This window comes from Paucihalobacter ruber (genome assembly GCF_006494535.1).
Taxonomy (GTDB): Bacteria; Bacteroidota; Bacteroidia; order Flavobacteriales; family Flavobacteriaceae; genus Paucihalobacter; species Paucihalobacter ruber.
In genome coordinates, this window is the sequence record NZ_VHIQ01000002.1 from 274,449 (window position 1) to 297,617 (window position 23,169).

At 36.8% G+C, this 23,169-nt stretch carries 25 protein-coding genes; 10 read left to right on the forward strand and 15 right to left on the reverse strand.

The features are described 5' to 3' along the window. Window positions 1-13: 13 nt before the first annotated feature. Window positions 14-187: a hypothetical protein gene (locus FJ651_RS15705; RefSeq protein WP_216746081.1), complete on the forward strand. Its 174-nt coding sequence runs from the start codon at window positions 14-16 to the stop codon at window positions 185-187. A 121-nt stretch (window positions 188-308) separates the two neighbouring features. Here the strand turns inward: FJ651_RS15705 and FJ651_RS04725 are convergent, their stop codons facing one another. Beyond that, a complete protein-coding gene (locus FJ651_RS04725; RefSeq protein ID WP_140989594.1) occupies window positions 309-950 on the reverse strand; it encodes a 2OG-Fe(II) oxygenase in 642 nt (213 codons plus the stop codon). A 123-nt stretch (window positions 951-1,073) separates the two neighbouring features. Here FJ651_RS04725 and FJ651_RS04730 point away from each other — a divergent pair, with 123 nt between their 5' ends. Both FJ651_RS04730 and FJ651_RS04735 read left to right on the forward strand, forming a co-directional pair. Then, complete coding sequence (locus FJ651_RS04730; protein WP_140989263.1) at window positions 1,074-1,523, forward strand: 6-pyruvoyl trahydropterin synthase family protein; 450 nt, start codon at window positions 1,074-1,076, stop codon at window positions 1,521-1,523. An 87-nt stretch (window positions 1,524-1,610) separates the two neighbouring features. Next, window positions 1,611-2,363 (forward strand): UDP-2,3-diacylglucosamine diphosphatase, encoded by a 753-nt coding sequence (locus tag FJ651_RS04735; protein WP_140989264.1) that lies wholly within the window; start codon window positions 1,611-1,613, stop codon window positions 2,361-2,363. 2 nt (window positions 2,364-2,365) lie between these two features. Here the strand turns inward: FJ651_RS04735 and FJ651_RS04740 are convergent, their stop codons facing one another. From FJ651_RS04740 to FJ651_RS04750, 3 genes are all read right to left on the reverse strand, one after another. Further along, entirely contained in the window at window positions 2,366-3,637 is a 1,272-nt protein-coding gene (locus FJ651_RS04740; RefSeq protein ID WP_140989265.1) for an MFS transporter, read from the reverse strand. Window positions 3,638-3,722: 85 nt separating this feature from the next. Next, a complete protein-coding gene (gene recJ, locus FJ651_RS04745) occupies window positions 3,723-5,420 on the reverse strand; it encodes a single-stranded-DNA-specific exonuclease RecJ (protein WP_140989266.1) in 1,698 nt (565 codons plus the stop codon). Window positions 5,421-5,441: 21 nt separating this feature from the next. Next, entirely contained in the window at window positions 5,442-5,855 is a 414-nt protein-coding gene (locus FJ651_RS04750; RefSeq protein ID WP_140989267.1) for an OsmC family protein, read from the reverse strand. Between the two features lie 51 nt (window positions 5,856-5,906). Between FJ651_RS04750 and FJ651_RS04755 the strand changes: the two genes are divergently transcribed. Continuing rightward, window positions 5,907-6,497, forward strand: a complete 591-nt coding sequence (locus FJ651_RS04755) for a carboxymuconolactone decarboxylase family protein (RefSeq protein WP_140989268.1) — start codon at window positions 5,907-5,909, stop codon at window positions 6,495-6,497. A 30-nt stretch (window positions 6,498-6,527) separates the two neighbouring features. Here the strand turns inward: FJ651_RS04755 and rsmI are convergent, their stop codons facing one another. Continuing rightward, window positions 6,528-7,199 carry a 16S rRNA (cytidine(1402)-2'-O)-methyltransferase gene (rsmI, locus tag FJ651_RS04760; RefSeq protein WP_140989269.1) on the reverse strand — a complete coding sequence of 224 codons (672 nt, stop codon included), beginning with the start codon at window positions 7,197-7,199 and terminating at the stop codon, window positions 6,528-6,530. A gap of 41 nt (window positions 7,200-7,240) precedes the next feature. After that, a complete protein-coding gene (locus tag FJ651_RS04765) occupies window positions 7,241-7,960 on the reverse strand; it encodes a hypothetical protein (protein ID WP_140989270.1) in 720 nt (239 codons plus the stop codon). Window positions 7,961-8,050: 90 nt separating this feature from the next. On the opposite strand from FJ651_RS04765, the gene FJ651_RS04770 reads away from it, so the two are divergent. The 6 genes from FJ651_RS04770 to FJ651_RS04795 all read left to right on the forward strand — a co-directional run bounded on the left by FJ651_RS04770 (window position 8,051) and on the right by FJ651_RS04795 (window position 14,642). Continuing rightward, the gene (locus FJ651_RS04770; protein WP_140989271.1) at window positions 8,051-8,698 is read left to right on the forward strand and encodes a thymidine kinase; all 648 of its coding nucleotides are present in this window, start codon (window positions 8,051-8,053) and stop codon (window positions 8,696-8,698) included. After that, complete coding sequence (gene alr, locus FJ651_RS04775; RefSeq protein ID WP_140989272.1) at window positions 8,691-9,797, forward strand: alanine racemase; 1,107 nt, start codon at window positions 8,691-8,693, stop codon at window positions 9,795-9,797. Before FJ651_RS04770 ends, alr begins: the two co-directional genes overlap by 8 nt. A gap of 70 nt (window positions 9,798-9,867) precedes the next feature. Continuing rightward, window positions 9,868-10,269, forward strand: a complete 402-nt coding sequence (mscL, locus tag FJ651_RS04780) for a large-conductance mechanosensitive channel protein MscL (RefSeq protein ID WP_140989273.1) — start codon at window positions 9,868-9,870, stop codon at window positions 10,267-10,269. Window positions 10,270-10,365: 96 nt separating this feature from the next. Continuing rightward, window positions 10,366-11,355, forward strand: coding sequence for an aspartate-semialdehyde dehydrogenase (locus tag FJ651_RS04785; RefSeq protein WP_140989274.1), 990 nt, complete (start codon window positions 10,366-10,368; stop codon window positions 11,353-11,355). A 113-nt stretch (window positions 11,356-11,468) separates the two neighbouring features. Beyond that, the gene (locus FJ651_RS04790; protein ID WP_140989275.1) at window positions 11,469-13,631 is read left to right on the forward strand and encodes a prolyl oligopeptidase family serine peptidase; all 2,163 of its coding nucleotides are present in this window, start codon (window positions 11,469-11,471) and stop codon (window positions 13,629-13,631) included. A 99-nt stretch (window positions 13,632-13,730) separates the two neighbouring features. Beyond that, on the forward strand, window positions 13,731-14,642 hold the full coding sequence (locus tag FJ651_RS04795; protein ID WP_140989276.1) for an ABC transporter ATP-binding protein: 912 nt from the start codon (window positions 13,731-13,733) through the stop codon (window positions 14,640-14,642). Between the two features lies 1 nt (window position 14,643). On the opposite strand, the gene FJ651_RS04800 is transcribed toward FJ651_RS04795, so the two are convergent. Genes FJ651_RS04800 through FJ651_RS04840 form a run of 9 tightly spaced genes read right to left on the reverse strand, consistent with a single transcriptional unit; the run spans window position 14,644 to window position 23,169 of the window. After that, entirely contained in the window at window positions 14,644-16,899 is a 2,256-nt protein-coding gene (locus tag FJ651_RS04800) for an efflux RND transporter permease subunit (RefSeq protein ID WP_140989277.1), read from the reverse strand. An 18-nt stretch (window positions 16,900-16,917) separates the two neighbouring features. Beyond that, entirely contained in the window at window positions 16,918-17,493 is a 576-nt protein-coding gene (locus tag FJ651_RS04805; RefSeq protein ID WP_140989278.1) for a 4'-phosphopantetheinyl transferase family protein, read from the reverse strand. After that, window positions 17,490-17,744 (reverse strand): acyl carrier protein, encoded by a 255-nt coding sequence (locus FJ651_RS04810; RefSeq protein ID WP_140989279.1) that lies wholly within the window; start codon window positions 17,742-17,744, stop codon window positions 17,490-17,492. Before FJ651_RS04810 ends, FJ651_RS04805 begins: the two co-directional genes overlap by 4 nt. A gap of 19 nt (window positions 17,745-17,763) precedes the next feature. Continuing rightward, complete coding sequence (locus tag FJ651_RS04815; protein ID WP_140989280.1) at window positions 17,764-19,038, reverse strand: beta-ketoacyl-[acyl-carrier-protein] synthase family protein; 1,275 nt, start codon at window positions 19,036-19,038, stop codon at window positions 17,764-17,766. Further along, complete coding sequence (locus FJ651_RS04820) at window positions 19,028-19,480, reverse strand: 3-hydroxyacyl-ACP dehydratase FabZ family protein (protein ID WP_140989281.1); 453 nt, start codon at window positions 19,478-19,480, stop codon at window positions 19,028-19,030. Before FJ651_RS04820 ends, FJ651_RS04815 begins: the two co-directional genes overlap by 11 nt. Further along, window positions 19,481-20,278, reverse strand: a complete 798-nt coding sequence (locus FJ651_RS04825) for an SDR family oxidoreductase (protein WP_140989282.1) — start codon at window positions 20,276-20,278, stop codon at window positions 19,481-19,483. It lies immediately after the preceding gene. Beyond that, window positions 20,272-21,324, reverse strand: a complete 1,053-nt coding sequence (locus FJ651_RS04830) for a type III polyketide synthase (RefSeq protein WP_140989283.1) — start codon at window positions 21,322-21,324, stop codon at window positions 20,272-20,274. Before FJ651_RS04830 ends, FJ651_RS04825 begins: the two co-directional genes overlap by 7 nt. Before the next feature lies 1 nt (window position 21,325). Then, window positions 21,326-22,030 (reverse strand): methyltransferase domain-containing protein, encoded by a 705-nt coding sequence (locus tag FJ651_RS04835; RefSeq protein WP_140989284.1) that lies wholly within the window; start codon window positions 22,028-22,030, stop codon window positions 21,326-21,328. Next, the gene (locus FJ651_RS04840) at window positions 22,021-23,169 is read right to left on the reverse strand and encodes an NAD(P)/FAD-dependent oxidoreductase (protein ID WP_140989285.1); all 1,149 of its coding nucleotides are present in this window, start codon (window positions 23,167-23,169) and stop codon (window positions 22,021-22,023) included. Before FJ651_RS04840 ends, FJ651_RS04835 begins: the two co-directional genes overlap by 10 nt.

Genomic DNA, 23,169 nt, shown 5'->3' on the forward strand with positions numbered 1-23,169 from the left:
ATTTTTTAAAAAAATGTTTAGAATGTTTCTTATTAGTCAGGTTAATATTGAAGAAAAAATGGAACATGCGCCAGATAGTGCTTATGGCATTGGTGTGTTTATAGGCTCTATGCTTCCCTTTTTGATTTTAGCACTATTGGCCTATCTCATTTATTATTACAATAAAAAACGAAACCAAAATCAATAAGATATGGATCTATTAAGCTTTCTTAGTGGTAATGGACTTTTTCTTTTATTAGCAGTAGTGTTGGTTGTTGTATACCTCATTAATAAAAACAAAGGAAAAGGTAAAGGCAAACGGAAATAATCTACCTGGTTTTTAACCAGCCGGTAATACTTAATCTGCGTTGAACTACGGGTTTCACCTCATGTTCTAAAAACTGACTTTCAAAAATGACCATTCTGCCGGGAAACGGATAAATACGCTTCTCGGTTTCAATACCATTTTCATTGAAATACAGCACCAATTCGCCTCCATAATCTACCTGCCAATCTTCCTCATTTAAATAACATACCATTGAAAGTTTCCTCCTGTCGTCGTTTTGAAAGGTATCCAAGTGGCGTTTATAAAAAGTGCCTTGGGGATACAGCGCATAATGAAATTCCTTTTGGAGAATTCCCAAAAAACAAGTTTTATTTAAGTAAGAAACTAAATCATTGATGTTTTTAAAAAACTCTTGTTCTGCCGAATTGGCTTCCTTTTCATTGAGCCATAAAATAAAATCGCCTCTTATACTTTTCTCAATAGTTTCATTGAGTTTGTTGCCAATGGCTGCCTTTTTAAATTCGTCTTCTTCGTATTTTAACAACAACGAATTTCTTAAACCCTGGACTAATTCAGCTGAAAAGAAATCTTCAACAACACTGTGCTTATGTTCTAGTAAATCATTGATAATACGCTCGTAAAGCGGATTTTCAACAAAATCGAGTTGTTCAAATATTTCAGACATTAATTCAGAAAAAAGTGCGCAAATATACGCCACAAACGCATCGGTTTTACACGCAGAAGTAAATAAGATTGGCTTAACAGGCTATTGAAAAATTACTGTATTTTTGCAGCGTAAATTAGCGGCATGAGTAACATAAGACTTACCAAATCATTTTCATTTGAAACCGGACACGCACTTTATGGCTACGATGGCAAGTGCAAAAACATTCACGGACATAGCTACAAGTTATATGTAACGGTTATTGGCGAACCAATATCAGATTCGGGAAATGTTAAATACGGCATGGTAATAGATTTTGGCGACCTAAAAAAAATTGTAAAAGAAGAAATTGTAGATGTTTTTGATCATGCCACAGTTTTTAATAAAAATACACCGCACTTTGAGTTAGCTATGGAATTAAAAACCAGAGGCCATAATGTACTATTAGTTGATTATCAACCAACCAGTGAAATGATGGTAATTGATTTTGCTCAAAAAATTCAGCGATTATTACCACAACATATACAGCTTCATTCTTTAAAACTTCAAGAAACTGAAACCAGTTTTGCTGAGTGGCACGCAGCCGATAATTAAATTGTATAAATTTATTGGATTTATTTTTCGGCTCAATGCGGTAAATCTAAACTAAGACCTTATCACAAACTTCATTATATTTACCATGTGAATGTACCAAAGGGTAAATACATCTATTTCGCATCCGATAATCATTTGGGCGCACCAACACCTCAGGCATCATTGCCCAGAGAGCAAAAGTTTGTGGCTTGGTTAGACGCGGTGAAATCAGACGCAGCGGCCATTTTTTTACTCGGTGATTTATTCGATTTTTGGTTTGAATACAAAACGGTTGTACCAAAGGGTTTTACACGTGTTTTAGGTAAACTTGCCGAAATATCGGATGCCGGAATACCCCTTTATTTCTTTGTTGGCAACCACGACTTGTGGATGAAAGATTATTTCAAAACCGAATTAAATATTCCTGTCTATCACGAACCACAGGTGTTTACTTTTAATGACAAACAATTTTTTATAGGTCATGGCGACGGTTTGGGCCCTGGAGACAAAGGTTACAAACGCATGAAGAAATTGTTTACCAATCCCGTCTCAAAATGGTTATTTAGATGGCTACATCCCGATATTGGCATGCGCCTGGGCCACTATTTTTCTGTAAAGAACAAGCTGATTTCGGGTGATGAAGATGCCAAGTTTTTAGGCGAAGACAACGAATGGCTAGTTCAGTACTGTAAGCGTAAACTTGAAACCAAACACTTTGATTATTTTGTTTTTGGGCATCGTCATTTACCTTTAGAGATTCAACTAAATGAAAAATCTACTTACATCAATTTAGGCGACTGGATACAGCACTACACCTATGCCGTTTTTGATGGTGAAAATCTTCAGCTAAAAAAGTATTAGTTCTAGTCTTTTTGGTGGTCTTCGAGGTCTTTGGTTAAATCTAATTTTCTAAACGCCGGAGACACAATGCCCGTAGTTATTACCGTAAGTAGCGTCATCGTTCCACCAAAAACAACTGCTGTTACCGTTCCCATCCATTTGGCAGTAATGCCACTTTCAAAAGCCCCCAACTCGTTTGAAGAACCAACAAACATAGAGTTTACTGACGACACGCGACCGCGCATATGATCGGGTGTTTTAATTTGTAATATGGTTTGCCTAATGACCATTGAAACGCCATCGGTTACACCGCTAAAAAACAAGGCTACTACAGAGACCCAAAATATGGTTGAAACTCCAAAGACAATAATACAAACCCCAAAACCAAATACCGCGGCTAATAATTTAATTCCTGCTTTTTTACTTATAGATAAGTAAGCTGTTGCCAACATTGTTAAAAAGGCACCAACAGCCGGGGCTGCTCTTAAAACACCAAAACCTTCGGGACCAACTTTTAAAATATCTTGAGCATAAATTGGTAATAAGGCAACAGCACCACCAAACAACACGGCTACCATATCTAAGGTAATAGCGCCTAAAATGGCCTTAGTTTTAAAAACAAAATTGAGACCTTCCTTTAAACTTTGAAAAACCGGTTCGCCAATTTTTGGATTTAGAATTGGTTTGCGTTTAATCTTCTGAAGAATTAAAAAAGATAAACTCACCAAGCCAAATACCACCATGAGCGTATGATGCACACCAAACCAGTTAATAAACAATCCGGCAGTTGCCGGACCTAAAACTGATGCCATTTGCCAGGTTGAACTACTCCAGGTAGCGGCATTGGGATAAATTCTCTTCGGAACAATTAAGGCTACCAGCGAAAAAATGGTTGGCCCGAAAAACGACCGTAAAAATCCGCCAAAAAAAACCAATCCGTAAATGGCGTATAATATATGTTGGGTAGACCAACTTTCGGTAACTTCTGGCGAAGTAATCCAGAATAAACCAAAACTTATTAACGAAAAAAGCGCAATACACAAGGCCAGTAAATTTCGTTTTTCGCGCTGGTCTACAATATGGCCTGCAAACAGCGCCATAGATAATGCCGGAATTATTTCCATCAAGCCAATTAATCCCAATGATAGCGGATCTTTTGTAAGAGAATACACCTGCCACTCAATCACAATAAACTGCATACTCCAGCCGAACACCAGTGCAAATCTAACTAATAAAAAAATGTTGAATTCCTTAATGCGTAGCGCTGCGTAAGGATCGTTTTTGGGTGCAGACATTTAGTTTAATAAAGGATTAGCCAAGCTTATTAATAGGCACAAATTTATGGAAGATTGGTTAGTAACTTTCAAATTTAGTGTCATTTTAAAACGATTCTTTAATATCCCTCAATTTCAACTGTAAGCTTACATTACCATTCCAATGATTTTCATCGATACTGTAAACGGCGTTAAATAATTTTTTGTCATTAATTAAATCGAATTTATCACCTAAACTAAATCCTATTCCAACAATATTTGGCGCATTGGGTTGCCTAACAGTAACGCGCAAATGCTTGTCATCTTCACCTACACACTTGCCATAACCGGTATCTCTTAAATGTGTTGTCATAAACACCGGAATCATATTTCCAGGGCCAAAAGGAGCAAATTGTTTCAATATTCTATAGAATTTTGGCGTAATATCTGCCAGATGAATTTGCGCGTCAATTTTAATTTCTGGTGTGAGTAAGTTTCGGTCTATGGTTTTAGATACGGTATCTTCAAAGGCCTGTTTAAAAGCCTCGTAATTTTCCTCTTTAATCGTTAATCCTGCAGCGTATTTATGACCTCCAAATTGTTCTATAAATTCAGAACAAGCATCAATGGCATTATACACATCAAACCCGGAAACAGAACGCGCCGATGCCGCTAATTTATCTCCACTTTTAGTAAAAACAATGGTAGGCCTGTAATAGGTTTCGGTAAGTCTTGAGGCTACAATACCTATTACGCCTTTGTGCCAGCTTTCGTTATAAACAACGGTTGTTAAACGTTCTTGCTCGCCATCTACCTCAATTTGGATCAAAGCTTCTTGGGTAATTAATTGATCGGCTTCTTTTCTATCGGCATTAAAAGTTTCGATATCTATGGCAAACTTAATCGCTTCGTTATAATCCTGTTCCATGAGCAAGGTGACTGCATGGTTGCCGTGTTTCATTCTTCCTGCTGCATTAATTCGGGGCGCGATGATAAAAACTACATCGGTAATATTGAGTTCTTCTTTTTTAATTTGTTGAATAATGGCCTTAAATCCTGGGCGAGGATTGCTGTTGATGACTTGCAGACCAAAATAAGCCAACGCTCTGTTCTCGCCGGTAACCGGAACAATATCGGCACCTATGGCCGTAGCTAATAAATCGAGATATTCGGTTAAATCTTCGGGTGTTTGTCCTTGATTTTCTGCTAAGGCCTGTACCAACTTAAAACCAACACCACAACCGCATAGTTCCTTATAAGGATAATCGCAATCGGGTCTTTTAGGATCTAAAACAGCAACGGCATTAGGAATTTCGTCGCCCGGCCGGTGGTGATCGCAAATAATAAAATCAATGTCTTTTTCATTGGCATATGCTACTTTATCGATGGCCTTAATACCACAATCCAAGGCAATTATTAAAGAGAAATTATTATCGTGTGCAAAATCAATACCTGCGTAAGAAACACCGTATCCTTCGGCATATCTATCGGGAATGTAGGTGGCAACTTGGGTAGTTCGGGTTTTGAGGTAGCTTGCCATTAAGGCCACAGCGGTGGTACCGTCTACATCATAATCGCCATACACCAAAATGTTTTCGTTGTTATTTAAAGCTTGTTCAATGCGTTGTACTGCCTTGTCCATATCTTTCATCAAATATGGATTATGTAAATCTTTTAGGCTTGGTCTAAAAAATTTTCTGGCGTCCTCATAAGTTTCAATACCGCGCTGTATCAATAAAGTTGCCACAAAATCGTCTACTTGTAGCGCTTCTTTGAGAGCTTCAACTTTGTCTATCGGCAGTTTTGGTTTTAGAGTCCAGCGCATTATTTAAAAAATTCAAACTTATTAATGAAAGTGAATAGACGTTTTAATTGTAGCAAAGCGTCTGAACATCTCCATAACTCCACAGTATTTTTCAATTGAAAGATTAACGGCCTTATCAATTTTAGCGGGCTCTAAATTATTGCCGTAAAAGTGATATTCAACCTCAACCGTGTGGTAATATTTTGGATGTTCATCGGTGAGATGACCTTTGGTAACTATTTTGAATTTTTCAGGTTGGGCTTTCATTTTTTCCAAGATTGAAACCACATCTAAACCGGAGCAACCGGCAAGCGAAGTTAACATCATAGCCTTAGGCGAAAGACCTTGGCGCTCCTGCCCTTCAACATCGGTATCTATTTTAACGGTTTTTCCGCTCGGGTTATCAGATTCAAACTGAACGCCGCCTTCCCAAACTGTTGTAACTATATGAGACATATCCATTTATTTTTTGTTTCTTGTAACTTCAAAAATACAAAATTTATTACCATGCCATTAGTAAATCCGTTATCTGCTCAACACGATTTAGAAACCAAAAAGTTAGCTGAATTTTTTAACGAAACCCTCGGATTTTGTCCCAACTCGGTTTTAACCATGCAACATAGGCCAGCCATTTCAAAAGCATTTATCAACTTGAATAAAGCGGTCATGCAAAACGATGGTGGTGTGACTTCTGCCTTAAAAAGGATGATAGCCTGGGTAAGTAGCAATGCAACCGGCTGCAGATATTGCCAAGCACATGCCATTAGAGCCGCCGAGCGCTATGGCGCCGAACAAGAACAGTTAGACCATGTTTGGGAATACAGAACACATCCTGCTTTTTCTGAAGCCGAAAGAGCGGCACTTGATTTTAGTCTTGCGGCTAGTCAAATTCCGAATGCGGTGAATGAACAAATAAAAACCGAACTCTATAAATATTGGGATGAAGGCGAAATTGTAGAAATGTTAGGTGTTATTTCGCTTTTTGGGTTTTTAAATCGCTGGAACGATAGCATGGGAACAACGCTCGAAGACGATGCTATTGAAAGTGGCGATAAATATCTTGGTAAACATGGATGGAACAAAGGGAAACACCTATAAAATTTTAATTGACATCAATACAAAAGAATATTATGTCCTTCCAGCTACTATAATCACAATTTCACCTTTAGGTGGTTTGTTGGTGTAATAGTCTAAAACTTGTTTAGCTGTACCTCGGACCGTTTCTTCGTATAGTTTGGTAAGTTCTCTTGATACCGACAATTGGCGTTCTTCACCAAAATATTCGCAAAAGTTGGCAAGGGTTTTAATGAGTTTATGCGGGCTTTCATAAAAAACCATCGTTCTGGTTTCTTCCGCCAGTAGTTGAAGTCGGGTTTGACGACCTTTTTTTACAGGTAAAAACCCTTCAAAAACAAATTTATCGCACGGTAATCCGCTATTAACTAAAGCCGGGACAAATGCGGTTGCTCCGGGTAAACATTCAACATCAATTTGTTGCTCAACACAAGCTCTGGTTAATAAAAATCCGGGGTCTGAAATGGCAGGTGTACCGGCATCACTAATTAAGGCAATGGTATTTCCGCTTTTTAATTTTGAAATTAAAGTGTCGACCGTTTTATGCTCGTTATGCATATGGTGCGATTGCATTGGTGTACCAATTTCGTAGTGCTTTAATAGTTTTCCTGAAGTACGGGTGTCTTCGGCAAGAATTAAATCTACACTTTTTAAAACTTCAAGCGCTCTTAAGGTAATATCTTTAAGATTTCCTATGGGTGTTGGTACCAGGTATAGCTTGCTCATGAGTTAAAATAGTAAAGAGATCATTGCAAAGAAATAACTTCTTAATTAAATTTATTTTCAATGAGTTGCATCAATCGCTCTTCAAATTCTTCTTTCCCGGTCCAATTGTAATCGGGTTTTACAATATTATGTATAAAATTAATGGCTTCTTCTTTGGAAGTTGAGGTGTTTAGTTGTGATAAAACTCTTTCAAAATCTTCGGCTTTGCCTTCAAAAAGTTTATTAATGAACGCTATTTTATCATTAAGTCCAACTTTTATAATTTTTGGTTTTAACTGGTCGTTAAGGGATTTTTTATTTTGATTTTTTTCGCTAACAGGTTCAAATTCGGGTATTTGATCAAATCCGGCTGTGATTTCTTCAAAATCGTTTTTAATTCTGGTTTCCGAGAAACCAAACAAGGTATCTACTTGCTGGGTTTCGTGTGGCATTTGCGACACCAGATCTTTTATTTTTTCCATTACGGGCTCCATAATGCCATCATCTTCAACTTCATCTACATTAATATACGTTTTGTCTTCAACCTCAATATTATCACTTACCTGATTATTAAAAGCCGAATCTAACATCCCAAAAAAGGATGAATCGCTTCCAATCGTTGGCAAGTCGCCTTCAAAGTTTTGTTCAGCAAACTTTAAAACTGTAAGTTTTTCATACAACTGTGCTACTTCGCTGTGCATTTTTACAACATCTTCTTTTCCTTTTAGTTTTAGAATCCGATGTGCAATACTTATCAATTCTGATTCTAATTTCTTTTTCATCTTTTCCAATTTAAACTTTTGTTTTTTACTATTTTTATGCCACCTTTAGGCAAACGAAAAACGCCACGAATTTAGTGTTAAAAGTACAAAATGTTTCTCGAAAATACTGTTAATCATAAAGAACAATTTGGTTGGATTGAGGTGATATGCGGCTCAATGTTCTCCGGAAAAACCGAAGAATTGATACGCAGGTTAAAGCGTGCGCAGTTTGCTCGGCAAAAAGTTGAAATTTTTAAACCGGCAATAGATGTGCGTTACGACGAGCAAAAAGTAGTGTCTCATGATGATAACGAAATTAGATCTACACCGGTACCAGCGGCCGCTAATATTCCTATTTTGGCCGATGGCTGCGATGTGGTTGGCATAGATGAAGCCCAGTTTTTTGATGACGAAATTATACGTGTATGCAACGACCTTGCCAACAAAGGTGTAAGGGTAATTGTTGCGGGGTTGGATATGGATTTTAAAGGCAATCCGTTTGGTCCAATGCCCTACCTCATGGCCACAGCCGAATATGTAACGAAAGTGCACGCCATATGCACCCGCACAGGTAATTTGGCACAATACAGCTATAGAAAAACCAACAACAACGATTTGGTAATGTTGGGCGAAGTAGATGAGTATGAGCCATTAAGCAGAGGCGCTTTTTACAAGGCTATGCAACGCGATAAAATTAGGAATCTGAAAGTAACAGATCCCGAAGAAGTGATTTCAAAACCCGGTAAAACCGATGTCTAAAGTACTTGAAACAACTCTTGAAATTGATTTAAAAGCTTTAACTCATAATTTCAATTATTTAAAATCTAAGCTCCGGCCAACAACAAAATTTTTAGGTGTAGTTAAAGCATTTGCTTATGGTAGCGATGCTGTAGAAGTCGCTAAACATTTGCAGCATTTAGGGGCAGATTATCTGGCCGTAGCCTATGTAAAAGAAGGTGTTGCATTAAGAGATGCCGGCGTTACTCTGCCTATTTTAGTATTGCATCCACAACCTGTAAATTTCAAAACCCTCATAGATAGATGTCTCGAACCGAGCTTATACAGTTTTAAAGTTTTAAACGAATTTATAGAAATTTCTAAAAACTTAAATCAAAGTAATTATCCTGTTCACATTAAAATAAACACCGGATTAAACAGATTGGGATTTACGGCAGACGACATTGAAGCTGTTTCAGATAAAGCAAAAACCAATGAAAGCATAAAAATAAAATCTGTTTTTTCACACTTAGCGGCCAGCGAAGATTTAAACGAATCTGAGTTTACTTTAAACCAAATCAGTCAGTTTAAATTAATTGCTAAAAATTTCTCAGAGTTATTGGGATATCAACCATGGTTGCATATTTGTAATACATCAGGCGTGTTAAACTATCCCGAAGCTCATCTTGATATGGTAAGGTGCGGCATAAGCCTTTATGGTTTTGGAAATAACCCCAAATATGATCAATATCTTAAACCAATAGCTTCTTTAAAATCGGTGATATCTCAAATTCATTTAATAAAAAAAGGAGAAAGTATTGGATACAACCGAGCACTCGTTGCCGAAAATGACATGAAAACTGCAACAATTCCTATTGGCCACGCCGATGGTCTTAGCAGAATTTACGGCAAAGGAAAGGGGTTTGTTTTTATCAATGACCAAAAAGCACCCATAGCAGGAAACGTTTGCATGGACATGATTATGGTAGATATTACACATATCAACTGTGACGAAGGTGATGAGGTGATTGTATTTGACAATAATCATACAGCAAATGATTTAGCTGCATCAACAGGGACTATTTCCTATGAAATTCTAACAGCAATTTCTAATCGTGTGAAAAGATGCTATATCAAATAAATTGCCAATTGTAATGTTAACAAAATTTACTTAATTTGCAATTACAAATACTAACTTAAATAACACTATTATGCTTAAAGAATTCAAAGAATTTGCAATGAAAGGCAACTTGGTTGATATAGCCGTTGCTTTTGTAATGGGTGCCGCTTTTAACAAAGTGGTTACTTCTTTTACCGGTGGAATTGTTTCTCCCTTAGTAGGATTAATTTTTAATGCCGATTTCAAGGATTTAAAATACACTATTAAAGAAGGCGTAGCTAACGATGCGGGCGAAATTGTTGGAGAAGTCTCAGTACTTTACGGTGATTTTATTACCAATATTATTGATTTTGTCATCGTTGCATTTGTAATGTTTATGATTATAAAAGGTATTAACCGAATGAAGAAAAAAGAAGAACCGGCACCGGAAGCACCAAAAGGTCCGTCTCAAGAAGAGCTTTTAGCAGAAATAAGAGATTTACTCAAAAAATAAAACAATTGATAATATTAAGTTAAAGACCGCTTTTTAAGTGGTCTTTTTTTGTTTTATCAAATAAATTATTGGCTACTTTTGCACAAATTTTTTGATATGAAAGTAGCCGTTGTAGGCGCCACCGGAATGGTTGGCGAAGTTATGTTGAAAGTGCTTGCAGAGCGCAATTTTAAAATTGACGAATTAATACCTGTAGCATCAGAAAAAAGCGTTGGTAAACAAATAAGTTTTAAAGACAAATTATACACCGTTCATAGTTTAAGTGAAGCTGTTGAAAAGCGTCCCGATATTGCCTTATTTTCGGCAGGTGGAGATACCTCTTTAGAATGGGCTCCAAAATTTGAAGCAGTTGGTACTACCGTAATTGATAATTCGTCGGCATGGCGAATGGTTGAAGGTAAAAAACTTATCGTACCAGAAATCAACGCTCATTTGCTAACCAAAGAAGACAAGATTATCGCTAATCCCAATTGTTCCACCATTCAAATGGTCTTGGTATTAGCGCCTTTACATAAAGCTTTTAAAATTAAAAGAATAGTAGTCTCGACGTATCAATCGGTTTCAGGAACTGGTCTTAAAGCAGTTCAACAATTAGAAAACGAAATGAATGGCGTTAAAGGAGACATGGCCTATTTTTATCCTATTCACCGTAATGCCATTCCGCATTGCGATGTGTTTCTTGAAAATGGTTATACCAAAGAAGAAATGAAATTAGTAAATGAGACCCAAAAAATATTACAAGACCCATCAATAGCTGTAACAGCAACGGCGGTTAGAATTCCAACCTCGGGCGGTCACAGCGAATCTGTTAACCTAGAGTTTGAAAAAGAATTTGACCTTTCAGAAATAAGAAACATCTTAAGTAATACCGAAGGAGTTGTTTTACAGGACAACACCGACACCAACACCTATCCAATGCCGGCATTTGCGCATGACAAAGATGAGGTTTTTGTGGGAAGAATAAGAAAGGACACGAGCGTTAAAAACGGGCTAAATCTATGGATTGTTGCCGATAATTTAAGAAAAGGTGCAGCTACCAATGCTGTGCAAATCGCCGAATATTTAGTAAAAAATAATTTAGTTTAATAATTAACTGTATAGATTAACAAAGCCTTCGCATTAGTAGTGAAGGCTTTTTTTTTATCTTTATGTGCTATTTCAAATAATACAGTAAAAACACTTAAAACTAAGGATAACAAATGAAACATCTCTCTATTCTATTAACAGTTTTAGCTATAACCCTAAGTTGTCAGCAAAACTCTAAAACAGCCGAAACAGCCGTGAATTATCCAAAAACTAACACAGTTGATACCGTAGACACCTATTTTGGTGTAGAAGTTAAAGACCCTTACAGGTGGCTTGAAGACGACCGAAGCTCCGAAACTGAAACTTGGGTTAAATCTCAAAACGAGGTAACCTTTGGTTATCTGAATCAAATACCCTACAGAAAGCAATTAAAAGAACGTCTTTCCGAAATTTGGAATTATGAACGCAGCGGCGCACCATTTGTTGAAGGTAATTACACTTATTTTTACAGAAATGACGGACTCCAAAACCAATCGGTTATTTACAGGTTTAGAACCGGAGAAGCTAAAGAAACGGCTGAAGTATTTTTAGATCCCAATACCTTTAAAGAAGATGGCACCATATCGTTGGGTGGTTTAAGCTTTTCTAAAAATGGGGAATTGATGGCTTATTCAATTTCTGAAGGTGGCAGCGACTGGCGAAAAATCATCGTTATGGATGCCGAAACCAAAGAAATAAAAGAAGACACCTTGGTAGACATCAAATTTAGCGGTATGTCTTGGTATAAAAATGAAGGTTTTTACTATTCTAGTTATGAGAAGCCTAAAGGCAGTGAGCTTTCAGCTAAAACAGATCAGCATAAAGTTTACTATCATAAACTTGGTACTGAACAGTCTCAAGACCAATTGGTTTTTGGTGGTACTCCTGTAGAAAAACACCGCTATATTTATGGCGGCGTAACAGACGACGACCGCTTTTTGGTAATTACTCCAAGGGTTTCAACATCAGGTAATAAATTGTATGTGAAAGATTTGAACAACCCAAATTCAGATTTTATTGAAATACTTGGTCACACCGATAGTGATACTAATGTTATAGACAATATAGGAACTACACTTATTTTAGAAACCAACTTAAATGCTCCTAACAAACGTGTGGTAACCGTAGACATTTCTAATCCTGCGCCAGAAAATTGGAAAGACCTAATTCCTGAAACCAATCATGTTTTAAACGTTTCAACCGGAGGTAATTATATTTTTGCCTCTTACATGGTAGATGCCATTTCTAAAGTGTTGCAATACGATTATCAAGGAAATCTAATAAGAGAAGTTGAATTGCCCGGCATTGGCACTGTAGGTGGTTTTGGGGCAAAAAAGGAAGAAAAAGAACTCTACTACAACTTCACCAATTATGTAACGCCGGGTAGCATCTATAAATACAATATAGAAACCGGTACTTCTGAACTTTATCAAAAGTCTAAAATTGACTTTGATTCTGATGCTTACGAAAGCAAACAGATTTTCTACACCTCAAAAGATGGCGCTAAAGTACCCATGATTATTACACACAAAAAAGGTTTAGAATTAACAGGAAAAAACCCAACTATTTTATACGGCTACGGTGGTTTCAATATCAGTTTAACGCCATCATTCAGTACTGCAAATACCATTTGGTTGGAGCAAGGCGGAATTTATGCCATTCCCAATTTACGCGGTGGCGGTGAATACGGAAAAGCATGGCACGATGCCGGCACTAAAATGAAAAAGCAAAACGTTTTTGACGACTTTATAGCAGCGGCCGAGTATTTAATTGAAAATAACTACACCTCTTCCGAATATTTAGCCATTCGCGGTGGATCAAACGGCGGCCTATTGGTTGGTGCCACTATGACCCAACGTCCCGATTTAATGAAGGTAGCGTTACCGGCAGTAGGTGTTTTAGATATGCTGAGGTATCATACATTTACAGCTGGCGCAGGATGGGCTTATGATTACGGTACAGCCGAAGACAGTAAAGAAATGTTTGAATACTTAAAAGGCTATTCGCCAGTTCACAATGTTAAAGAAGGCGTAAAATATCCTGCAACACTTATAACCACAGGAGATCATGACGATCGCGTGGTACCGGCACACAGTTTTAAATTTGCAGCCGAGTTACAATCAAAACAAGCCGGTACCAACCCAACCCTTATTAGAATTGAAACCGATGCAGGACACGGCGCAGGAACCCCAATAAGCAAAACAATTGAAGAAACTGCCGATATTTTTGCCTTTACACTATACAATATGGGGTTTGAGGTATTGCCTAATGAAGTTGGTGAAAAAGTAAAGGATTAAATTTTTAAGAAAATTTGGATTTTCCAATTTCCGATTTAGCCCAGGTTCTAAACCCTGGGCTATTTCAGTTAAGAAGTTTTTTTGCGTTATTTTTGTCGAATGCTAAAAGTTAAAAACATAAGCTTCTCCTACAATAAAACTCCTGTAATTTCAAAAGTTCGTTTCGAAATAAAACCGGGAGAAAATGTCGCACTTATCGGTGAAAGCGGTTCAGGTAAAAGCACTTTAATTAAATTAATTTACGGTCAATACGATTTATCAAATGGCGAAATTTACTGGAAAGAACAACAAATTCTGGGGCCAAAATTTAATCTTGTAGTTGGATATGAGTTTATGAAATATGTAGCCCAGGAGTTTGATTTAATGCCATTTACCACCGTAAGGGAAAATATCGGGAAATACTTATCCAATTTTTATCCTGAAGAAAAACAACAGCGTACCAAAGAACTTATTAAGGTGGTTGAATTGGAAGAATTTGCAGACATCAAAGTAAAATTTTTAAGTGGTGGACAAAAACAGCGTGTGGCTCTGGCGCAGGCATTAGCAAAACAACCCGAAATTTTACTGCTCGATGAACCTTTTAGCAACATCGACAATTTTAAAAAACAGTCGCTCCGTAGAAAAGTATTTAAATTCTTAAAAGAACAAAACATCGGTTGTTTGGTGGCTACGCACGACAAAGATGATGTTCTAGGTTTTGCCGATCGGGTTTTGGTTCTGGACAACCACAAAATTATAGCTGATAAAAATATTGAAGATTTATACAACAACCCAAAAAACAAGTTAATAGCCGCATTCTTTGGTGAATATAATTACATAGAACCATTCGGTTTTGTCTACGCACATCAATTAAAAATAGTAGAAAATTCAAAGTATGAAGCTCAAGTAAAAGATTGTTATTTCAATGGGAAAAACTATTTGATTGAAGCTGTTTATCAATCAGAATCAATTTTTATAGAAAATGAAAATAAACTGAACACTGGCGTTTACATTTCATTTGAAAAAAAATAATCTACTTATCAAACCGTTTTAAAAGCGCCGGTAAAAAAACCACATCGCTTATAAAGGCAATTGCAATAGTTAATGCGCATAATATTCCGAATTCGCTTACCGATGGTACCGCGCTGGTGCTAATAATTAAAAATCCGGCTACCAAAGCAATGGTAGTTGAGAACAGTGCGCTACCGGTGTAAACCATAGATTTATCAATCCGCTGCTGTGCATTACCCTTTATCGCTTTTGTGCGTTTATATTTATAAATTAGATGAATGGTATCGTCCATAGCAATTCCTAACATTATAGGAGTGATCATAACGGTAGTAACATCTAGCGGGATTTCTAAAATCCACATGGCCAATGCCAAAACTAATAAGGGTAAAATATTAGGGATAAGCACCAAAATTGTAGTCTTTACATTTTTAATAAAAAACAATAGGGCCAAAAAACCAACTATAAAAGCTGCAAAAAACGACCTGAACTGTGTTTGCAAGATAAACTTGTTAAGCTGAGAAAACACCACGGAAAAGCCTTGAATATCAAGACTGAATTTCTCCGTATTGAAACTCGATTCGAAAGCAGTTTCAATATCATTCATAATAGTTTCTAACTCTGAAGTTTTTAATTCTTTAACCCCAACGGTAATCCCCAAAGTTTTCAAATCTTTTGAAAAAAAGGTGTAAAATGAATTGCTATGTTCGTTGTACGAAGTCAAAGCCGATTGAAGTTTAGTTTTATTAATATTAGATTGAAATAATACCGGTGTTCGCTCCTCTAAAAAATCTTTAATAGTTATTACAGAAACCGGATTTGACAATAATGGATGTTCATCTAATTGCTTTTGAAACCTTTCGAGAGATGCAACGCCATCATCTAAAAACATATTATCTTCAGAGGTCGTTGTTATATTAATCTGTAATCGCGAACTGGCATCTAAATGTGATTCAATCACCCGAAGATCTTGTTTAGCTTTCCCTTCAGCTAAAAGATTTAGAGAATCGGTGTCTATTTTAAGATTAAAAACCGAATAAATACCGGCCATCATTAAAATAGTTGAAACTAAAATTATGCCGCTTTTTCTTTCAGAAGTAAATTCATTTAACCTTTGAATTAATAATTGATAATTAATATTTGAAAGACTTAAAACAGGCTTTGAATTTTTAAAATCTATATTGTAAAAACTCAATCCAATTATCACAATTACATAAACTAAAACAAAGCAAAGCAACAAACCAATACAGGTTAAAACACCCATGTTTTTAAATGCCGGAAGCGGTGATAAATACAAGGCAAAATATCCAACAATGGTGGTTAGTGTAGTGTAAAAACATGGCGTTAGACTTTTTCTAAACGCCAATGCCATGAGGTTTAGTTTATTAAGATTGGAGTTAATAATACCTTCTTTATGATAAATATTAATGATGTGCACCGCATCGCTCACACTGTACACCAGCAAAATGGTTGGTATCAGCATAGATATCATATTAAGCGCAAATCCAAAGGCTGTAATAATACCAAACAAAAGCGAAACCGGTACAATTACAGCGCATAAAGCAATAATTAAATAACGCCTGTCAGGCAATAAAAACAACAACATTAAGCCAATTACCGCAATGGTTAAAACGGCGAAAATTAAACTTTCTTTATAGATACCTCTGCTATAGGCTTCATTGAGAACAGGTGCGCCGGATAGGTGATAATCATTTCCTATTATTTCATTAAAATACTGTTCTATTTCAGGTAAAATAATTTCACGTTGCGATTCAATTAACGGTGTTGGCTTTAACTGAATGTAAAAAAAGAGGTTTTTGAAATCGGCTGTAACTAGTTGATGGCTAATGCTTGGAATTTTAGACATCAAACTTTTAATAGCGTTTTCACTTCTTTGCGGGTTGTAAAGAGGCGAAAAAACGAAAACTCCGTTGTTATAAACAGGATATTCGGCTTTGGATAAACTAAACGAAGTGTTTACATACCAAAGACTATCAATCTTTTGATGTAAACGTTCTAACTTTTTGACCTCAATACTATCTAAGGCATTAGAAACCGGAAGCATTGCAATAAAAACTTCGTCTGAACCAAATTTTTCCTGATAGGCTATATAGGCATTATACTTCGGATTATCTTCTAAAAACCATATAGCCAGACTATTATCAACTTTTAGGTTCTTTAATGTACTGTAATTTGAAAAGCCCAATAGCAGCAGCAGTAAGCCAATTATGAGCCATTTGGTTATAAGTAAAGTTTCTACAATGTTTTGAAAGATTTTCACAACTTTCTATATATGTTACTAAGCCAAAACCACTGCAAACGCACCGAAACTCCCGTGATGTGTTAGTGATACATTTACTGGTAAAAAGGTGTTTTTATAGGACAGTTTAGGAATATTGTTCTTGGCTTTATTAAGCTGAATAAGCCTGACATCAATTTGAAAAAATAATGAAGCATTTTTCTTTAAAGCCAATGATACTTGTTGCGATTGATTATAATAGATATTGCTGTCTAACTCAAAACAACTACTTATAACTTTTGACTTTTCTAAAATGGTTTGAGCATAAACGAATTTTGTGTTCGCAATACAATCAACACTTGTTTTAAAATTGTCCATAGAAACTTGAAAGTGCTCATTTGCCTTTTTACAAATAATTTTTTTAGGAGCAAATTCAGGTTGAAAACCTTGCTGTACAAACAATTTATATGCACTTTCTTTAACTGCCCATAATTTCCAGATGATTAAATTTGGATCTTCCGAATTAACTATCATTACTTGTTCTTCAACTGTAAAAATCTTGTCCAAGAAGCGCTTCGAACCAATGTGCTTAGAGCGATTGGCAGTTGAAAGACAAACAATGTCATTACCAATCATTTGCTGTTTTGTTTGGATTGAACTATTTCAATGGCGGCTTTAACATTCAGCATTTGCTCCATGTCTTCGTTTTCCAATCTAATATCAAATGCGTCTTCGATATCGAGGATGATATCAACCAAATTAGCCGAATTTATTTTCAAATCTTTTACAAAATCGGTGGTTTCAGTGAGGTTTTTAAAAGCGTCTTCATCTTGAATGTAGGGTTCAATAATGACCTTTAATTTTTCAATTAACACAGTCTTTTCCATATTTAATTTTTGCCTAAAGTTAAGCTATAAATCGCTTAAATAAAACACAAGCATTGACATCTCCAAATCCAAAACTGGCTTTAGCAATAATGTCAAGGCCTTGCGGTTGAAATGACTTCGGAATTTTTTCGGAGTCTACAAGCATCAGGATTTCGGGATGCAAATCTTCGCAATTAATATTTGGCGCTAAAAATTGTTCCTTTAACTGAAGAATTGCAGCGACGCTTTCAATAGCCCCAGCCGCCGCCAGACAGTGACCAATAGTAGATTTGGTGGCGCTAACATAAGGAAAATCTTTACCCCTTCGACCCAAAGCCCTGCTCCAATTTTCTATTTCTAGGCCGTCTTTTGAAGTAGCCGTTAGATGACCGTTAATTGCGTCGACCATATGAGATTTAATTCCAGAGTTAACAATAGCATTTTTAATGCAACGTTGCACGGCTTCAGGGTTTGGAGCCGTTAAGGTGCCGCCATTTCGCTGACCACCACTATTGACATCGCCGCCTAAAACTTCGGCATAGATGATAGCATTTCGTTGTAAAGCACTTTCTAAATCTTCAAGCAACAAAGCACCTGCGCCGCTACCGGGTACAAATCCTGAAGCGCTGTTACTCATTGGTCTTGACCCTTGTTCAGGTGAATCATTATGCTTATAAGTACATACACGCATGGCATCAAAACCACCCCAAACATAGGGTCCGTGATCGCTACAACTACCCACTAACATGCGTTTGGCTTTTCCGGCTTTAATGCGTTCATAACCCATAATAATGGCTTCGGTGCCGGTACTACAGGCCGAAGAATTAGTTGTGACTTGGTTGCCTAATCCCAACATTCCGCTTAAATATGCACTCACACCGCTAGCCATGGTTTGTACCACAACGGTACTGCCCAAGCGTCGAACCTGTTTATCATCTAACTGGTAAATGGCTTCTCTGAATTTCTCGACACCTGAAGTTCCTGTACCAAAAATAAGTCCGGTTTCAGGATCGTAATGCTCAAAATTATCCGTTGGTAAACCGGCATCTTTCCAAGCGTCTATTCCTGCGATGCAACCATATAGAATACCGGAGCTATTAAAACCTCGCAGTTGTAAATCGGTAAAATATTGTTTCTTTAAGGCTTCGGAAATTTTTGGAATTCCGCCTATCTGACAAGAAAAATTAAGATCTTTTAATTCCTGATAGAATTCAATACCGGAAGTTCCTTTTTTTAAAGCTTCAGAAAAATTAGTAATGCCTACACCATTTGGTGCCACTACTCCCAAACCGGTAACCACTACTCTATTCTTCATCTTGCAAAACCTTTAGCATTCCTGAAATGACACCACGGCAAACCAATTCGTCATTTCGATTAAACATCTTCACCTTGCATTTTAACTTATTGAATCTAAAATATTCCTTCTCTGAAATAACCGTTACCTTTTCGTTTGGAAATACCGGTAAATAAAAATCTATTTGATGAGACGTTAAGGCCACCTGAATGTTGCTGTTTAATACATGTTCGTTTCTTAATAAATAAATTCCCAAACTTACCAAACCTATTTGCGCCATACATTCGGTTAAAATAACGCCCGGCGTTACGGGATGGTTTTTAAAATGTCCTTTATAAAAATATTCGTCAGATTTAAAAGTATAGCTTCCGGTTAGGCCATTTTCTGAGAGCGCTTCAATAGCATCAACAAACAAAAACGGTGCTTGATACGGTAATTTTGCAATGATTTCTTTATCTGTCATCTATCTCAAATGTTCTCCGCCATCAACGGTAATGATACTTCCATTAATCCACGCTGCTTCATCCTTAGACAATAAATACACCACATTGGCAACATCTTCCGGCGTGGTAAGTTTATTGAACGGGTTTCGTTGTACGGCCATTTTTTCCAATGCTTCGCTACCGGGAATGGCTCTAAAAGAAGGTGTATTAGTAGTGCCGGCCTGAATACAATTGGCTTTTATGCCAAACGGTGCCAATTCTAATGCCATGCTTCTTGTGATGGCTTCTAAACTGGTTTTTGCAGCAGAAACCGCTGCATAACCATGCCATGCCTTGATATTACCTTCACTTGTAAAGCTAATAATCCGAGCATCATTATGAAATAATTTGGAGTCCAAAACAGCCTTCGTCCAATCGTATAAACTAATGGCCATGGCATTGATGGTGAGCAAAAAATCGTCGGTTTTTAAAGTTGGGTTTTCGGTGTGGGTCATGGGCTTTAAATTTCCTTTGGCAATACTATGGACCAAGGTTTTTACACTGCCGTTATTGGCCATTTTTGCTTTTAATTGATGAATTATCTCAACTCTATTTTTGGGATTTAAGGCATCGGCATTAAAAGATAAAAAGTCAACACCTATCTTTTTAATAGATTCAAATTCTTTTTGAATAGCATGTTCCATATTTCTGGGTGCTCTGTAAAGCACGCAAATATTCATGCCGTGTTGTGCCAGTTTTTTCGCCGATGCTAAACCCAAACCACTGCCACCACCCAAAATGAGTGCCCAATAATTTTTATGTTCAAATTCTTTTACCATTGTAATAAAATACGTTGCGCCGAAAAACCGGGGCCAAAACTTAGCATCAAGCCCAAGTCGCCTTCGGGTAGTTTTCTGTCTATAAATCGTTCTAAAACATAGAGTACAGTTGCACTGCTCATATTGCCGTATTCTTTTAAAACCGATTTGGTATCGTCTATGTTTTTTCCAATAGCGCCAAACAATTCTTCAACGGTTTGCACAATTTTTTTCCCGCCGGGATGAAAAATCAAATGATTTACGGCATTGATATCAATACCATTCCGCTCTAAAAACGGATAAATGATGTCGGGAAAATGATTGGCAATCGTTTCGGGAACCGACTGGTCTAAGACCATTTGCAAACCTGAGTTGGTTAAATTAAATCCCATCATATGGGTGGCGTCGAAAAAATGATACATGGCCTGGTCTAAAATTTCAGGACCGGTTTCTTCAGGATAAGACGATAAAATGGCGGCAGCACAACCATCGCCAAATATGGCAGCACTTACAATATTTACCATAGAAAAATCGTCGTGCTGAAAGGTAGCCGTTGGCGATTCAACGGCAATAATCAGTGCCCGTTTGTTGGGTATAGATTTTAAAAAATGATAGGCATAAATCATAGCCGAAACACCCGCCGCGCATCCCATTTCGGTAACAGGTAAACGCACAATGTCCTGATTCATCTTAAAGTGATTGATGAGATAGGCATCAAGCGACGGAATCATAATTCCTGTGCAGCTCACTGTAATTATAAAGTCAATTTCGGTGGGTTTTAATTGAGCTTTTTCTAGTGCCCGCGATGTAGCGGTTTGAGCCAAATTGGTGCATTCTTTTATGTAAATATTATTTTTTTCTTCGAAAGAGGTTTTTAAAAACACCTCATCTGCATCCATAATGGCATAACGTTTGTCAACGGCGGCATTTTCAAATATTTTAAGAACCTTCCGCTTAAAACGCTCGTCCTGACCATCAAGCCATTGTTCTACATAAGGCAAGATATCTTTGGTATGTCTGGTATATTTTGGAAGCGCCTTGGCTACTGTTGTTATTTTTACTGCCATATTATAATTTAATAATCCATTGGTAACGAAATGCCCATCGCCATTTAATTTGTGATTTTAATTGAAGCCGGTTTGAAAACCTCACCAGTTCATCTTTTTTAAAAGCTCTTTTTATCGAAGTAAGACCGTCTTCTTTCACCATTTTATTTGAGATGAAAAGCCCTAAACCTTGAAAGAGTAAATAGGCTAATTTACTTCTTTGTAAATCGTTAATCACAATTCCTATGGTAGTATTTTGCTGAAATATTTCAAGTAATTTAATGATTTCTTCGTCTTTAAAATGATGTAAAAACAATGTTGCTAACATAATGTCGCAATTCATGTTTTTAAATGCTTCCGAAAAAACATCTTCGCATAAAAATGAAATATTGGGGTGATTAATAGATAATTCATTTGCATAATTAACAGCATCTAAATTAGCATCAACCCCAAGTAATTCTAACCGATATCCGTTTTTTTTGGCCCATTTTGCAATTAATCTCAGCATATCTCCATGCCCACAACCAAGGTCAATAATGTGATATATCTGATCTTTCGGCTTGTCTATAAGCAGGTTTGCAACGCCATTTACTGTAATGCAATTACCTCCCAACCATTTATTAATGTTGCCTAACTTATTAAGCGTGTCTCTTAGTGTTTCGCCTTCAAGTTTGAAGTCGTCCATAAGTTCTATCTCATCACTTCTATATGTGGTATCTATAAGCATTCAACAGCTGTCATTGGTTTACCATGTGTGCGTTTAATAATTAACGGAAGTAGTATCGGAAAATAACTAATTAATCCTAACAACATTGGGGCTAACCATTCCTGACGGAATAAGTAAGCCAATATATGACCTGTTTTAAGTCGTGCTTTAAATGCTGTATCCCACATTTTGGAATATTGCTTTTCCATTTCACTTCTACTGCTAATTTTTTTATGAAGATAATCAATTATCACCAAAGAAGCCATTTGTGCGCTTCTTATTGCCATGGCCATGCCGTTACCGCATAAAGGATGAATCATTCCGGCTGTGTCACCACACATGATCATGTGGTTTTCGATGGTCTTTTTAGTTTGAAACGAAATTTGACTGATAGTTAATGGCTGTTCAAAACACATCTCGGCATTTTGAAAAATATAGTTTAAAGACTTGTTTTTGAATACCACTTGTTGCTGAAAGGCATCTATGTCTTTATGTTTTTTAAAGCTTTTAAAATTGGTAATGTAACAGAGGTTAACACGGTCTTCTTCTACCATACTAACGCCGCAATAGCCCCCTTTAAAGTTATGTAAAGCAACCAAATCTTCTTTGAAAGCGATTTTTGCATGCGTTTTTACAGCTAGGTATGGCGATTGTTGTTTGATGAAACTTCTGTTGAGCTTAACGTCTAAATTAGCGCGTTTACCAAAGGCACCAATGGTAATTGCACTTGAAAATTCCCCGTTATTTTTTGTGGAAATAGTAAATTGATTGTTCAAAAAAATAACATTGGTTACTGAATCCTGAAGAATTTGCACCCCGTTTTGAAGAGCAAGTTTAGAGAGCTCGTAATCCATTTTGTATCGACTAATTCCAAAGCCACCCAAAGGTAATTTAGAGCTGATTTTTTTGTTGCTATTGGTAGTGAGTTCAAAATTATAAATGGCTTTTGCTCCAAAATCAAAAGGATTAAATCCTAAACTTTTGAGGTATGGTAATACTTCGGTGGAAATGTATTCGCCACAAACTTTGTGCTTGGGGTAACTATTTTTTTCAATGAGTAAAACCTGGATATTAAACTTGCTTAAATGAATAGCGCTCACCAATCCGGCCAAGCCACCGCCAATGATAATTACAGGGTAGAAATTTGGGGAATTATTCAT